Genomic DNA, 15,368 nt, shown 5'->3' with positions numbered 1-15,368 from the left:
GCCTGCGCGGGCGCCCGTGTGCATCCGGCGCCCCGGCGCACGTCCCGGAGGGCGACGCCGGGGGGTGCGGTGAGGTGACGGCGCGTCGGGGTGGCTTGGCCGAGGGTCTGCTGCACCGCCCCCGGGCCGCGGCGCCGGGTCGTGCCTCGCCCCGGGCCGTGGAGCCGACAGGCGTGCCGGTCCTTGTGTCCGCGCGGTTGCCCCCTCCCCGGCGTCGGCGCACCCCTACGCCGCCCCCAGCTCCTCGGCCATCACCGCACGCAGCCGCAGCGTCGTGACCAGCCGTTGGAACGCCTCCGCCCAGTACCCGCCCGCACCCGGCGACGCGTCCTCCGGTTCGTCCGGTACCGCCAGCAGCCCGTCCAGGCGGCCGGCCTCGCAGGGGTCGAGGCAGCGCTCGGCCAGCCCCATCACACCGCTGAAGCTCCAGGGGTAACTCCCCGCGTCCCGGGCGATGTTGAGCGCGTCGACCACCGCCCGTCCGAGCGGCGGAGCCCACGGCACCCCGCACATGCCGAGCAGCTGGAACGCCTCGGACAGACCGTGCGTCGCGATGAACCCCGCGACCCACTCGGCCCGTTCGCCCCCGTCGAGCGTGCCGAGCAGCTTGGCCCGCTCGGCCAGGGACACCGCGCCGGGACCACCCGCCTCCGGTGCCGTGGGCGCTCCCAGCAGCGCCCTCGCCCATGCGGCGTTCCGCTGCCTGACCGCCGCCCGGCACCAGGCCGCGTGCAGCTCGCCCTGCCAGTCGTCCGTCACGGGCAGCGCGACGATCTCCTCCGGTGTGCGTCCGCCCAGCCGGGCCGGCCAGGTCCCGAGGGGCGCCGTCTCCACCAGTTGGCCGAACCACCAGGACCGCTCGCCCCGGCCCGCGGGCGGCTTGGGCACGATCCCGTCCCGCTCCATGCCCGCGTCGCACTCGTGCGGCGCCTCCACGGTGATCACCGGAGGGTCCTGGGCGCGGTCCAGCGACACGCACGTCAGGGCCCGCGCCGCCATCCGCGCGGCCAGCGCCGAGTCCGGCAGCGCCGACAGCAGCTCCGCCGCCGTCGCCCGTACGTTGCGGCTGCGGTCGGCCAGCGCCTGTTCCAGGAACGGCTCGTCCGCCGGCGTCAGCCCTGTCCGCAGGGAGTCGAGGAACATCAGCCGGTCCTCGGCCCGTTCCGTCGCCCAGGTCGAGGCGAGCAGTTCGCGGGCGGCGGCCGGATCGCGGGAGCGCAGGGACGCCAGCAGAGCGACGCGCTCGGCGAACAGACCCTCCTGCCACAACCGGCGCACCTGCCCGGTGGCCTCGGGACCGGGCAGCGTGGTGCCGCCGCCCGGCGTCGCGCGCAGGGCGAACCGCCAGTCCGGGTTCAGCCGGGCCAGCCACAGGGCGCGCGGGCCCGCGAAGGCCAGCGCCGCCGGGCGCAGGTCCGTGCGCCCCCGGGCGGCGTCCAGCAGTGCCGGAAGCACCTCGGGCGGGGCCGCGAAACCGCGGGCGTTCGCCGTCGCCAGCCACTGGGGCAGCAGCTCCATCAGATCGGGTGCCGTGCCTCTGCGCCCGCCGCCCGCCGTTCCGGGGCGGTCGGCGAGGAGCATCGTGAGCCGGCGGGCGGCCGCGGCCGGCAGTGGCGGACGGTCGTCGTCGGGGGCCGGCTCCGGACGCCGGGCCGCACGGGCCGGGGTCAGTCCGGCGCGTCTGCGGACGGTTTCCACGGCCGCGGCGTCCAGCAGTGCCGCCGGTGCGTCCCGGCCGGGCTCGCAGCCCCGAGGAGTGCGTCGCTGCGTGCCGAGCAGCGCCGAGGTGACGAGTTCCTCCCAGTCGCCCGACGGGGGCGCCTGGGGAGCGGGCGTCCTGGTCATGTGGTTCCCTTCCGCGGGGTGGGTCAGCACAGCGAAACCGCCGGTCCCGGACCGTCGGGCCAGGCCGTCAGGGGGGTGAAGCCCCGGTGGCCGCATTCGCCGAAGACCGTGACCGGCCTGCCGCCCGCCAGGGAGACGAGGCGCCACAGGCCGGGGCGGTTGCGGGCCGCCGGGGTGAGGGGCAGCGCCGTGTCCTCGTCGGCGTCCGCCAGCTGCCAGGAGTCACCGTCCGGTACGGGCACGACCCTGTCCAGGGTCACCGGGACCGACTCCAGCCACGGGTCGTCGCCGAGGGCCTCGCCGTAACGGGCGGCCGCCCGGGAGGCCGTCACTCCCGGCGGGCGTGCCTCCGTCCGCGCGGGCGGTGCGAACTGCTTGCCGAGAGCCACCCGTCGCTGACCCGCGCCCGGGTAGGAGGACACCTCCGCCTCCAGCGTCAGGCCCACCGGAAGCGCGAGCTCCGGGGCCCGGCCGGCGGCCCCGTAGGAGAGGAGCAGCGCGGTGCGGTCCGACTCGGTGCCGTACAGCCACACGCGTCGGGTCGTCAGCCGCGCGTCCGCCGTGTCGTACTGGGCGAGGACCAGCCATCGGTCCCGTACCGGCGGGCCGTCCGCCGGTGCGGGCAGGCCGACGCGGGAACGGACCGTCGCCGCCAGTGCGTCCGGAAGCCGCTCGCGGCGCAGCCAGGCCTGGTCGAGGAGGTGGAGCAGCGCGCACTCCTCCAGCAGCCGCACCGGCCAGCCGGGACCCGACGACGGCAGGGCGCCCAACTCGCGCGCCCGGGAGGCCAGTCCGGGTGCCTGGGCGTCGACCATGCGGGCCGCGGTCTCCTCCCACAACGCGTACCCGGTCTGTTCCGCACCGGCCAGGCCGTCGCGCAGCAGGTCCGCCAGGCGCTGCTCCAGCTCCGTCGCGCCCGCGGTGATCCGCTCGGCCCGGCGCTCCGCCCGCCGCCGCGCCGCCTCGGGATCAGCGGTCCCGCCCGCGGAACCGGAGGAGCCCCCCGCGCCCCCCGCATCCTTCTCCTTCGCCCGCTCGCGTCTGCCCGCGATCCACCGCTCCGCCCAGTCCGGCGCCTCGGCCCGCGGCACCGCGCTCACGTCGCCCGCCCACAGGAGCAGCAGTCCGAGCGCGTGCTTGCACGGGAACTTCCGGCTCGGACAACTGCATGTGTACGCCGGCCCGGACACGTCCGCGACGTCGACGGCCGTCCGGTACGGCGTGCTGCCGCTGCCCTTGCACAGCCCCCACACCGTCCCCTCGTCGGTACATCCCGTCCCGGACCACGGACCGGCCGCGCCGAGTTTGCTGCCCGCTTTGCGCGACGCGGCGTCAGGTGCCAGTGCCAGCACCTGGTCCGCGGTCCAGCGCACCCCCTGCTGAGTCATGTCCCCGAAGGTAGAACGTGCCACTGACAATCGGCCTCGCGACAGCACCCGCCGGGCCATTTGTGCAGGTCAGAGCGATTGTCAGTGGTGTGGTGCACGGTTGGTGCCAGACCGAACCGGCCGAGCTGGAGGGGGACTCGCCATGACTGTGTCCGTAGAACCGACGTCCGTCGATCCGACCCGGGACGGGGCCGCCGCCGAGGCGTTGCGGCCGCACGCCGAGCACGCCTTCGCGGCCGAGCTCGCCGCCCTGGCCGCGCAGGACGACCGCCCGCGCCCGGCCCGCTGGAAGCTGTCGCCGTGGGCCGTCGCCACCTACCTGCTCGGCGGCACCCTGCCCGACGGCACGGTGATCACCCCGAAGTACGTGGGGCCGCGCCGTATCGTCGAGGTCGCCGTCACCACCCTGGCCACCGACCGCGCGCTGCTCCTGCTCGGTGTGCCCGGAACGGCGAAGACGTGGGTGTCCGAGCACCTGGCCGCCGCCGTCAGCGGCGACTCGACCCTGCTGGTGCAGGGCACCGCCGGCACCCCCGAGGAGGCCATCCGCTACGGCTGGAACTACGCGCAGTTGCTCGCCCACGGCCCCAGCCGCGACGCCCTGGTGCCCAGCCCGGTCATGCGGGCCATGGCCGAGGGGATGACCGCCCGCGTGGAGGAACTGACCCGTATTCCGGCCGATGTGCAGGACACGCTCATCACCATCCTGTCGGAGAAGACCCTGCCGGTACCGGAGCTGGGCCAGGAGGTGCAGGCGGTCCGCGGCTTCAACCTGATCGCCACCGCCAACGACCGCGACCGCGGGGTCAACGACCTGTCCAGCGCCCTGCGCCGCCGCTTCAACACGGTGGTGCTGCCGCTGCCCGAGAGCGCCGAGGCGGAGGTCGACATCGTCGCGCGCCGCGTCGACCAGATCGGCCGGTCCCTCGACCTGCCGGCCGCGCCCGACGGCATCGACGAGATCCGGCGGGTCGTCACCGTCTTCCGCGAGCTGCGCGACGGGGTGACGGCCGACGGGCGCACCAGACTGAAGTCGCCCAGCGGCACCCTGTCGACGGCCGAGGCCATCTCCGTCGTCACCGGCGGCCTCGCGCTGGCCGCCCACTTCGGCGACGGAGTGCTGCGCTCCGGTGACATCGCCGCAGGCATCCTCGGCGCCGTCGTCCGCGACCCGGCGGCCGACCGCGTCATCTGGCAGGAATATCTGGAGACCGTCGTCCGCGAACGCGACGGCTGGAAGGACTTCTACCGCGCCTGCCGGGAGGTGAGCGCGTGAACGGCGTGCGGACGCGGTCGGCCCTTCCGGGGACCGGCCCGACGGGGGACGACGGGGACTCGACCTGGTCCCGGAGGCGAGGGGGGACGGCATGACGGTCGCTGACCGGGAGACCGGGTGGAAGCCCGGGGACGGACCGCTGCTGCTCGGCGTACGCCATCACGGGCCCGGGTCGGCGCGGGCGGTCCGGGCGGCGCTGGAGGCGGCCCGGCCTGGGGCCGTGCTGATCGAGGGACCGCCCGAGGCCGACGCCCTCATTCCGCTGGCCGCCGACGAGGACATGAGGCCTCCGGTCGCTCTGCTCGCCCATGCCGTGGACGAACCGGGCCGCTCGGTGTTCTGGCCGCTGGCCGAGTTCTCCCCGGAGTGGGTGGCCGTCCGCTGGGCCCTGGAACACGACGTACCGGCCCGCTTCATCGACCTCCCGGCCACCCACACGCTGGCGTGGGACACCCCGGGGGGCGAAACACCGGACACGGGTCCGGAGGAGGGGGAGCCCGGCCCGGAGACGGGGGGCGAGGGGGAGGCCGGCCCGGGGGAGGGACACGGGCCGGATGCCGGCTCCGACGTGCGGGCCGACCCGCTGGCGGTGCTCGCGCAGGCCGCCGGCCACGACGATCCGGAGCGGTGGTGGGAGGACGTCGTCGAGCACCGGAGCGCCGCGGAGGGGGACGCGCTCGCGCCGTTCACCGCGCTGGAAGAGGCGATGGGGGCGCTGCGGGAGACGGAGCGGGACGGCGGGCGCGACCGGGACCTCGTCCGCGAGGCGTACATGCGGCTCCAGGTGCGGGCCGCGCAACGCGAGTTCGAGGCGGGCGTGGCCGTGGTGTGCGGGGCCTGGCACGTGCCCGCGCTGCGCCGCAGGACCACCGTCGCCGCCGACCGGGCCCTGCTGAAGGGGCTGCCCAGGACCAAGGTGGACATGACCTGGGTGCCCTGGACCCATCGCAGGCTGTCCCGGGCCGGCGGGTACGGGGCGGGCATCGACTCGCCCGGTTGGTACGGGCACCTGTTCAGCGCCCCGGACCGCCCCGTCGAACGCTGGCTGACCAAGGTGGCCGGACTGCTGCGGGAGGAGGACCGGACCGTCTCCCCGGCCCACGTCATCGAGGCGGTACGGCTGGCCGAGACCCTCGCGGTGATGCGCGGCCGTCCGCTGCCCGGGCTGAGCGAGACGACGGACGCCGTACGGGCGGTGATGTGCGAGGGCTCGGACGTGCCGCTGGCCCTGGTGCACGACCGGCTGGTCGTCGGGGACGTGCTGGGGGAGGTGCCGGCGGGGGCGCCCGCGGTGCCGTTGCAGCGCGACCTCGCGCGGACCCAGCGACGGCTGCGGCTCAAACCGGAGGCGCGGGAGCGGGAACTGGAGCTCGACCTGCGCAAGGAGACCGACGCGGGCCGCAGCAGACTGCTGCACAGGCTGCGACTGCTCGGCATCGGATGGGGCGAGCCGGCCGGCTCGCGGGGCGGCACGGGCACGTTCCGGGAGACCTGGCGGCTGCGCTGGGAGCCCGAGCTGTCCGTGCGGGTCGCCGAGGCCGGGGTGTGGGGCACGACGGTGCTCGACGCCGCGACCGCCAAGGCCGAGGCGGACGCCCTCACCGCCCGAGGGCTCGCCGAGGTCACCGCGCTCGCCGAGCGCTGCCTGCCCGCCGGACTGCCGGACGCGCTCCCCACGGTCATGCGGGTCCTCACCGACCGGGCGGCGCTCGACACGGACGTCGGCCACCTCGCCCAGGCACTGCCCGCCCTCGTCCGCGCGCTGCGCTACGGCGACGTGCGCGGCACCGACACCGGCGCGCTGGCCACCGTCGCCGCGGGTCTCGCCGAGCGGATCTTCGTCGGCCTCCCCACGGCCTGTGCCGCGCTGGACGCCGACGCCGCCGAGGAGATGCGGCGCCACGTGGACGCCGTGCACGGGGCGGTGGGCCTGCTCGGCGACGACCCCGCGCCCGGCCACGGCGGCCTGCGGCCCCGTTGGCAGGCCGTGCTGCGGGCACTGTCCACGCGGGACACCGTGGCCGGCGTCGTCCGGGGCCGCGCCGTGCGGCTCCTGCTGGACGACGGTGTGCTCGCGGCGGACGAGACGGCGCGGCTCATGGCGCTCGTCCTCTCACCGGGGACACCACCGGCGGACGCGGCGGCCTGGATCGAGGGCTTCGTCGGAGGCGGCTCCGGTGGCGGGATGCTCCTCGTCCACGACGAGCGGCTGCTCGCCCTGGTCGACGCCTGGCTGACCGGCGTACCGGCGGACGCGTTCACGGACGTGCTGCCGCTGCTGCGACGCACCTTCTCGGCCTACGAACCAGGGGTGCGCCGCACCCTCGGCGAGCTGGTCCGGCGCGGACCGCAGGGGCGCGGTGCCGTGACGACGGCCGGCCCGGCCGCGCCCGGCTTCGGCACCGGGCTCGACACCGCACGCGCCGACGCCGTGCTGCCGGTGGTCCGGCTCCTGCTCGGCCTGGACGCGGACGACAACGACCTCGTGGGGGTGGACGCATGACGACCGTGCGCACGGACACGGACACGGCGGGGGAGCGGCTGCGACGGTGGCGGCTCGTGCTCGGCGGCGACACGGCCGACGGCACCGGGTGCGCGCTGTCCGGACGGGACGCCGCGATGGACGGGGCGCTCGCCGCGCTCTACGGGAAGAGCGGCGGACCGGGGGCGCGGCGGGACCGTTCGGCGGGGCTCGGTGCCTCGGCGCCGTCCGTGGCGCGCTGGCTGGGGGACATCCGGACCTACTTCCCGTCCTCCGTCGTGCAGGTCATGCAGCGGGACGCCATCGACCGGCTGGGCCTCGCCTCCCTGCTGCTGGAGCCGGAGATGCTCCAGGCCGTGGAGGCCGACGTCCACCTCGTCGGCACGCTGCTGTCCCTGCACAAGGCGATGCCGGAGACGACGAAGGAGACGGCACGGGCCGTCGTCCGCAAGGTCGTCGAAGACCTGGAGAAGCGGCTCGCCACCCGCACCCGGGCCACCCTCACCGGAGCCCTCGACCGCAGCGCGCGGGTCGGCCGGCCCCGCCACCACGACATCGACTGGAACCGCACGATCGCGGCCAACCTCAAGCACTACCTGCCCGAACACCGGACCGTGGTGCCGGAGCGGCTCATCGGCTACGGGCGGGCGTCGCGGTCGGTGAAGAAGGAGGTCGTCCTCTGCATCGACCAGTCGGGGTCGATGGCGGAGTCCGTCGTCCACGCCTCCGTGTTCGGGGCGGTACTGGCCTCCATGCGGTCGATCGACACCCGGCTGGTCGTCTTCGACACGGCCGTCGTCGACCTCACCGACCAGCTCGACGATCCGGTGGACGTGCTCTTCGGCGTACAGCTGGGCGGCGGGACGGACATCAACCGGGCGCTGGCCTACTGCCAGTCGCAGATCACCCGGCCCGCGGAGACGGTGGTCGTGCTGATCAGCGACCTGTACGAGGGAGGCATACGGAACGAGATGCTCAAGCGGGTGGCGGCGATGAAGGCGGCGGGGGTGCAGTTCGTGACGCTGTTGGCCCTGTCCGACGAGGGGGCGCCCGCGTACGACCGGGAGCACGCGGCGGCGCTCGCCGCGCTGGGCACGCCGGCCTTCGCCTGCACGCCGGATCTCTTCCCGGAGGTGATGGCGGCGGCGCTCGAGAAGCGGCCACTGCCGATACCCGACGCCGGGTGACGATTTATTGATGCGCGGCGGCCCGTTCCCGTACAGCAAAACGGACATGACTACCCATCGGTAACGGAGGGCTTGCGCAACCTCCGGAGTCCCGTGCGAGGATCGCGCGTCCGTTCCGCCGCACGGGAGGAATCTCCCCCCTCGATGTCGTCAGCAGTCCTGCCCGGTGCCGCTCTGCGCGTGATGCGCGCGGCGGCCGGGTGGCGTGCACTGCGACTGGTGCTGCTGGTGGGCGGAGTGTTCGTGCTCGGTGTGCTCTGCGGGGAGCGGGCGCGGGCGGCCGAGGGAGTGCCGTCGGTGCCGGACGCGGTCGGCAGGGTCCTGGACGTCGTTCCGGTGGAACGCGCGCAGGCGTCCCCCGCCGCCGGGGCGGTCCCCGCCGCAGCGGACTCCCGGCCCGGGCGGGCCGCCGGTCCGGCGGTTCCGGACGACCCCCGCCCGGTGACCGGTCACGTCGTCCGCGCCGTGACGGACCAGATCGTGCGGCCGGTCGGTGACGTGGTGGGAGCGGTGACCGAGGAGCTCGGGGCGGCCGTGCGGGCGGAGATGCCACCGTCGGAGGCGCTGCCACCGTCGCCCGCCCTGCCCGCGGAGCCCCCGTCGCCGCCGTCGACGCTGCCGGACGTTTCCGGCCTGCCCGGCCTGCCCGGCCTGCCCGGCCTGCCCGGACCGCCGGTTCGGCTGCACCCGGACGGCCAGGCGCCGGTCCCCGCGACCGCACTGCCGATCGCTCGGGACGCCGACACCGACGCCACCGAGACCCGCACCACCGAGACCCGCACCACCGGCACCCCGGCAGCCTCCGGCGGCCCCGCGTCCGCCGGTCCGGCGTACGCGACGACCACCGCGTACGGGCCGAGGCTCGGCGGGGACGGCGGGGACGGCGGGGACGGCGGGGACGGCGGGGCGCGTCTCGCGGCGCGCGGTGACGCCCGTGCTGTCCTCGCAGGGCCTCCCGCCCACGCCCCCGTCCACCGGGCACCCACCGGGGATGCCGACGGAGTGCTGGGGACCGGCGCGGGCGCCGACGGCGGTACACCGCGCCATGGCGACGCCCACGCGATCGCCCCGCACCACCAGGTGCCGTTCCGGCTCGTGCCCGGCGACGTCGCGGACGCCGACGTGCCCGAGCCCCAAGAGCGGTACCGGGACATTCCCGTCTCCCCCGCCTAGGACAAGCGCCCTCCGTCGCGGTCCTGCCGCGCAGGTCGCAGACAGGTCTGCCCGTCCTCCGGGACACCTCCGCCTCTCCCGCCTCTTTGTACGGAAGCCGCCGGGGAAGTACCGGACGGGCCCCTGCGCGACCTCTGCCCCGTCCCGCCCCCGACTCGATCCGCCCCCGACTCGATCCGCGCCCGACCCGGACCGTCCCGTGCCACCAGCGGCGCAGCGCGGTCCGTGGGCGACCGGGGTGACGGCGCCGGGCGGACTGGGCGAACGAAAAGGACTCCAGGACTCCGCGGGGCCCCAAGACCCCGGACGGACGGCCGAAAGCCGTCGGTCTCCGTCCGGGCGAAACCCCGCGGACGGTACCGGCCGATCCCCATTGGGGATGGGGACCGGCCGGCCCACCCTCCGCAGGAGCCGCCCCGCGCGGCCCTCCGGAGGAGCACGACGGACCTCACCGGGCCAACCCCAACCCGGTGAGGTCCCTCACCCGTCACCCGCTCCCGCCCGCCGCGCAGCGCCCCGCGCCCGGTCTCCGTCGTCCCCGCCCGCCCCCGCCCACCCCCTCACGCCAGGCACCCCGTGCCAGTGAGGGCGGCATCATGTGACAGGTATCACCGCTCAGGTGTGACCCGCGATTTAGAGACCCCCCGCATGCGGCGATAACCTGCGAGACGGACATGCCGCGCGCTCGGTCACCGTGTGCGCCCCCCTTGTGACACAGCGGACGTCACGTTGCCCTTCGCGGCACGCCCACGCATCCAACGAACCGCGAGATCACTGATAGGGACGGAAGCGCGTGGACCTGTTCGAGTACCAGGCGAGGGACCTCTTCGCCAAGCACGATGTACCGGTGCTGGCCGGTGAAGTCATCGACACGCCTGAGGCGGCGCGCGAGATCACCGAGCGTCTGGGCGGCAAGTCCGTCGTCAAGGCTCAGGTGAAGGTCGGTGGCCGCGGCAAGGCCGGTGGCGTGAAGCTGGCGGCCACCCCGGACGAGGCCGTCGCCCGCGCGACGGACATCCTCGGCATGGACATCAAGGGCCACACGGTCCACAAGGTGATGATCGCCGAGACCGCCCCCGAGATCGTCGAGGAGTACTACGTCTCCTTCCTCCTCGACCGTGCCAACCGCACCTTCCTCTCCATCGCGTCCGTCGAGGGCGGCATGGAGATCGAGGAGGTGGCGGCCACCCGTCCGGAGGCCGTCGCCAAGACCCCGATCGACGCGATCGACGGCGTGACGCCCGAGAAGGCGCGCGAGATCGTCGCGGCCGCGAAGTTCCCGGCCGAGGTCGCCGACAAGGTCGCCGACGTCCTGGTCAAGCTGTGGGACACCTTCATCAAGGAGGACGCCCTCCTGGTCGAGGTCAACCCGCTGGCCAAGGTCGCCTCCGGTGACGTCATCGCCCTGGACGGCAAGGTGTCGCTGGACGACAACGCCGAGTTCCGTCACCCCGACTTCGAGGCCCTCCACGACAAGGCCGCGGCCAACCCGCTCGAGGCCGCCGCCAAGGAGAAGAACCTCAACTACGTCAAGCTCGACGGCGAGGTCGGCATCATCGGCAACGGCGCGGGTCTCGTCATGAGCACCCTGGACGTCGTCGCCTACGCCGGTGAGAAGCACGGCAACGTGAAGCCCGCCAACTTCCTGGACATCGGTGGCGGTGCCTCCGCCCAGGTCATGGCGAACGGCCTGGAGATCATCCTCGGCGACCCGGACGTCAAGTCCGTCTTCGTCAACGTCTTCGGCGGCATCACCGCCTGCGACGAGGTCGCCAACGGCATCGTCCAGGCGCTGAAGCTCCTGGAGGACCGCGGCGAGAAGGTCGAGAAGCCGCTCGTCGTCCGCCTCGACGGCAACAACGCCGAGCTGGGCCGCAAGATCCTCACCGACGCCAACCACCCGCTGGTCCAGCGCGTCGACACCATGGACGGCGCGGCCGACAAGGCCGCCGAGCTGGCCCACGCCGCCAAGTAAGCACTCAGGACGAGGACACCAACACACCATGGCTATCTGGCTCAACAAGGACAGCAAGGTCATCGTCCAGGGCATGACCGGCGCCACCGGCATGAAGCACACCAAGCTCATGCTCGGCGACGGCACCAACGTCGTGGGCGGCGTCAACCCGCGCAAGGCGGGTCAGTCCGTGGACTTCGACGGCACCGAGGTACCGGTCTTCGGCACCGTCAAGGAGGCCATCGAGAAGACCGGCGCCGACGTCTCCGTCATCTTCGTGCCGGAGAAGTTCACCAAGGACGCGGTCGTCGAGGCCATCGACGCCGAGATCCCGCTGGCCGTCGTGATCACCGAGGGCATCGCCGTGCACGACTCGGCCGCCTTCTGGGCGTACGCCGGCAAGAAGGGCAACAAGACCCGGATCATCGGCCCGAACTGCCCCGGCATCATCACCCCGGGTCAGTCGAACGTCGGCATCATCCCGGGTGACATCACCAAGCCGGGCCGCATCGGCCTGGTCTCGAAGTCCGGCACGCTGACGTACCAGATGATGTACGAGCTGCGTGACATCGGCTTCTCGACCGCCGTCGGCATCGGTGGCGACCCGATCATCGGCACCACGCACATCGACGCGCTCGCCGCGTTCGAGGCCGACCCCGAGACCGAGCTGATCGTCATGATCGGCGAGATCGGCGGCGACGCCGAGGAGCGGGCCGCGGACTTCATCGCGAAGAACGTGACCAAGCCGGTCGTCGGCTACGTCGCGGGCTTCACCGCGCCCGAGGGCAAGACCATGGGCCACGCCGGCGCCATCGTCTCCGGTTCTTCCGGCACCGCACAGGCCAAGAAGGAAGCCCTGGAGGCCGCCGGCGTCAAGGTCGGCAAGACGCCGACCGAGACCGCCGAGCTCGCTCGCGAGATCCTCGCCGGCTGAGCCACCGCGCCACACGAGTGGGCCCGCCCCCGCACGGGGGCGGGCCCACTCGGCGTTCCGGCGGGCCCCGCTCACCCCGGCCGGGGCACCAGTCTCTCCGGCCCGTCCTGCAGCTGGTCCCGAAGCTTCTGGCGCAGCCTCAGCTCCTCGTCCGACAGCGCGCCCGGTGCCACCCGGGGTGGCACGCCGTGGATCGCCTGCCCCGGGGGCACGGGCGGTTCGTAGTGCGTGGGAGCGGTGCGCAGTGTCAGGGCCGTGGTCCCGATCAGGGCGGCCGTGAAGGCGATCGCCGCCCGCGTCCAGAGCCGCGCCCGGCGTTCGCTGCCCGCCCGCACCGTCTGCGGCCGGGACGCCCGCAGCCGCTCGGTGGACGCCAGCTCGGCCAGCCGCCGGTGCAGCACCTGCGGGTCGCCCAGCTCGGGCAGCCGGTCGGCGACGGCCTCACGGGCGCGCAGCAGTCGGCCGGCCGCCGCCGGGGTGCTCGCCTCCGTCTCCGCGGCCGTCTCGGGCAGGCCGAGGCCGACGCCGTCGTACAGCAGGAGCGTGCGGCGGTGCGGCGGGGGGAGCCTCAGCAGGACGTTCAGCAGGGTGCGGTCGCCGGGATCGGCGGGCGGCGGCTCCGGCTGCCGGTGGCGCCGCCGGAACCGGTGCCAGGGCGAGAGGGCGTACTCGTGCGCCGTCGCCCGCACCCAGCCCACCGGATCCCGGTCACGGGCCACCTCGGGCCAGAGCTCCCAGGCGCGTTGGAAGGCCCTCTCCACCGACTCGCGCGCCAGCTCGCGGCGGCCGGTCAGCAGGTACGTCTGGCGTACGAGGGCGGGGGCGCCGAACTCGTACAGCGCGTCGAAGGCCTGAGCGGGCGTCAAGGCGGGCGGCGCCGCCGGACCGGGCTCCGGCCGCCGGGCCGCCGCCTCGTCGGCCAGGACGCCCAGCAGCTTCGCGTACGCCGTCCCTCTGCGGCCGCGTGGAGTCTCGCGGCCGCTCTCCCACGCACCGACCGTCTCGCGGGTGACGCCCACCCGCGCGGCGAGCTGATCCTGCGTCAGCGCGGCGGCCTCGCGCAGCTGTCGGCGCACCGGGGGAGGAGGGAGCGGGGGTGCGGGGCTCCGTTTCACAGGACACCCCTTCGTACGAAAAAGTACATAAACATATATTGAGCGACACAACGGAGCTTCGCCCGTTACGTCGCGAAAGCGCGTGTCGTTGGGAGCATGGCGGGCGTGATCCAGACGACCGCTCGCCGAGCCCCGTTGTCCCTGCTCCGCGCCCGGTGGCACGACCGGGCGCCCGGGATGGCCGCCGGCCTCCTGGGCGGTGTGTTCGCGGCGGCCCTGGGGCTGGCCGCGGTCGCCGTGCTCGTCACCCTGCTGTGGATCGGTTCGCCGTACCCCGACCACGGGCCCGACGACACCCTGCACGTCGCCGCGGCGCTGTGGGTGCTGGCGCACGGCGTCGAGCTGATCCGCACCGACACGCTCTCCGGCGTTCCCGCGCCCGTGGGTGTCACCCCGCTGCTGCTGCTCGCACCGCCCGTGTGGCTGGTGCACCGGGCGGCACGGGACGCCACGGACCCCGGGGACGGTGTGGGGGTGGCCGTGGGCGCGGGCGTGAAGGCGGGCGTCGGTGTGCGCCTGGGCGGCGCCGGGGGGCGGGACGCGGGGCCCCACCCTCTCTCCGCGCGCCTCGCCTGGGCGGGGGTCGTCGTGGGCTACCTCTCCGTCGCCGCGCCCGTCGTGCTGTACACGGCGGGCGGGGAACTGCGGCCCTCCCCGCTCCGGGCCGCGGTGTGCCTGCCGCTGGTCACCATGGCGGCGGCGGGCGCGGGCGCGTGGACGGCGTTCGGCCGCCCCGGCGGGCCGGTGGGGCGGGCGCTGCGCGTGCTGCCCCGGAACCTGCGGGACCTGCTCGTGGAACCGGACGCCCGCCTGGGTGTCGCGACGCGCGCCGCGGCCGCGGGGGTGGCGGCGCTCGTCGGGGGCGGGGCGCTGCTGCTCGCGGTCTCCCTGGTGTGGCACGGCGGCGCCGCCCGCGGGGCGTTCCAGCGGCTGAGCGAGGGGTGGTCGGGGCAGTTCGCCGTGCTGCTGCTCTGTCTGACGCTGGTGCCGAACGCGGCCGTCTGGGCGGCGGTGTACGGCCTCGGGCCGGGCTTCGTGCTCGGCACCGGGCATGTGGTGGGGCCCCTGTCCACCGCACCGGCTCCGCTGCTGCCGCCGTTCCCGCTGCTGGCGGCGGTGCCGGAGGCGGGGGCCGGTACGCCGCTGCACTGGGCGGCGGGGGTGGTGCCGCTGGCGGCGGGGGCGGTCGTGGGGTGGTTCACGGCGCGGGTCGCCGCGGCGGGGGGCGGGGCGGTGGGGTTCGCCACGGCGCAGTTCGTCACGGTGGGGTTCGGTACGGCGAGGTTCGCCACGACGGGGACGGGCGGCCGGGAGAAGGCCGGGGGGAGCGGCGGGGGTGCGGGGGACGAGGAGGCCGGTGAGCCGTGGGCCGTGCGGCGGACCGTGGGCGCGGCCTGGGTGGCCGCGCTGTTGTGCGGGGTGATGGTCGCCGTGCTGGCCGCGTGGGCGGGTGGACCGCTCGGGGGTGCGGGGCTGGCGCGGTTCGGGCCGGTGTGGTGGCAGGCCGGGGGTGCGACGGTGGCGTGGGTCGCGGTGGTGGCCGTGCCGGTGGCGGTGGCGGGGCGGTGGTGGCTGTGCCGGGGGGCGGGCGCGGGTGCCCGTGCCGGGGTCGGCGAGGGGTCGTGGTGGGGGAGGACGCGGGGGTGGGTGCCCTCGGTGGGGGGCTGGTGGGGGCGTGGTGCGGTGCGGACGCCCGGGGGCGGAGAGGCGTACGACCTGCTGCCCGTCGACGCGCCGGAGGAGCCGCCCCGGAGGCCCTGAGCGGCCGTCCGCCTCGGCCGTCCGCCTCGGCCGTTCGCAGGGCTTCTTCCGTCCCTGCCGCCTTCCCCCGTTCCCGGCCCCGGGAGCTGTGCCCCTCCGGGGCCCCGCCTAGTGCCGCGGCAGGCGACGTTCGCCCCGTCGCGACGCCCGGCACGCTCCCCCGGAGGGGATGCCCCCACTCGCCGCACCGGTCGGAAGCCCGCGTGCGTCCAGTACGGGGGCTTCCGACCGGCACTCCCCCAGCCTCCGGCCG

10 protein-coding genes are annotated in these 15,368 nt (G+C 75.1%); 7 read left to right on the top strand and 3 right to left on the bottom strand.

Annotation, left to right across the window (positions count from 1 at the left end):
- Positions 1-225: 225 nt before the first annotated feature.
- A complete protein-coding gene (locus ACIRFH_RS02415; protein ID WP_403516708.1) occupies positions 226-1,845 on the bottom strand; it encodes a DUF5691 domain-containing protein in 1,620 nt (539 codons plus the stop codon).
- 23 nt (positions 1,846-1,868) lie between these two features.
- A complete protein-coding gene (locus ACIRFH_RS02410; protein WP_403516707.1) occupies positions 1,869-3,233 on the bottom strand; it encodes an SWIM zinc finger family protein in 1,365 nt (454 codons plus the stop codon).
- A gap of 142 nt (positions 3,234-3,375) precedes the next feature.
- Between ACIRFH_RS02410 and ACIRFH_RS02405 the strand changes: the two genes are divergently transcribed.
- The 6 genes from ACIRFH_RS02405 (at position 3,376) to sucD (ending at position 12,239) form a co-directional block, all read left to right on the top strand.
- Positions 3,376-4,509, top strand: a complete 1,134-nt coding sequence (locus ACIRFH_RS02405; protein ID WP_403516706.1) for an AAA family ATPase — start codon at positions 3,376-3,378, stop codon at positions 4,507-4,509.
- Positions 4,510-4,600: 91 nt separating this feature from the next.
- Positions 4,601-7,012 (top strand): DUF5682 family protein, encoded by a 2,412-nt coding sequence (locus ACIRFH_RS02400; RefSeq protein WP_403516705.1) that lies wholly within the window; start codon positions 4,601-4,603, stop codon positions 7,010-7,012.
- Entirely contained in the window at positions 7,009-8,178 is a 1,170-nt protein-coding gene (locus ACIRFH_RS02395) for a vWA domain-containing protein (protein WP_403516704.1), read from the top strand. The genes ACIRFH_RS02400 and ACIRFH_RS02395 overlap by 4 nt, the downstream gene beginning before the upstream one ends.
- 144 nt (positions 8,179-8,322) lie before the next feature.
- The gene (locus ACIRFH_RS02390; protein WP_403516703.1) at positions 8,323-9,351 is read left to right on the top strand and encodes a hypothetical protein; all 1,029 of its coding nucleotides are present in this window, start codon (positions 8,323-8,325) and stop codon (positions 9,349-9,351) included.
- A 793-nt stretch (positions 9,352-10,144) separates the two neighbouring features.
- Positions 10,145-11,326: an ADP-forming succinate--CoA ligase subunit beta gene (gene sucC, locus ACIRFH_RS02385; RefSeq protein ID WP_403516702.1), complete on the top strand. Its 1,182-nt coding sequence runs from the start codon at positions 10,145-10,147 to the stop codon at positions 11,324-11,326.
- Positions 11,327-11,354: 28 nt separating this feature from the next.
- Positions 11,355-12,239, top strand: a complete 885-nt coding sequence (gene sucD / locus ACIRFH_RS02380) for a succinate--CoA ligase subunit alpha (RefSeq protein ID WP_403516701.1) — start codon at positions 11,355-11,357, stop codon at positions 12,237-12,239.
- A 71-nt stretch (positions 12,240-12,310) separates the two neighbouring features.
- On the opposite strand, the gene ACIRFH_RS02375 is transcribed toward sucD, so the two are convergent.
- Entirely contained in the window at positions 12,311-13,354 is a 1,044-nt protein-coding gene (locus tag ACIRFH_RS02375) for a helix-turn-helix domain-containing protein (protein ID WP_403516700.1), read from the bottom strand.
- A gap of 96 nt (positions 13,355-13,450) precedes the next feature.
- Here ACIRFH_RS02375 and ACIRFH_RS02370 point away from each other — a divergent pair, with 96 nt between their 5' ends.
- Positions 13,451-15,115 (top strand): DUF6350 family protein, encoded by a 1,665-nt coding sequence (locus ACIRFH_RS02370; RefSeq protein WP_403516699.1) that lies wholly within the window; start codon positions 13,451-13,453, stop codon positions 15,113-15,115.
- Positions 15,116-15,368 lie beyond the last annotated feature (253 nt).

Source organism: Streptomyces sp. NPDC093586 (assembly GCF_044764905.1).
In the GTDB taxonomy this organism is placed as follows: domain Bacteria; phylum Actinomycetota; class Actinomycetes; order Streptomycetales; family Streptomycetaceae; genus Streptomyces.
The sequence above is the reverse complement of the archived record's forward strand: the minus strand, read 5'-3'. Positions and strand labels throughout refer to the sequence as shown.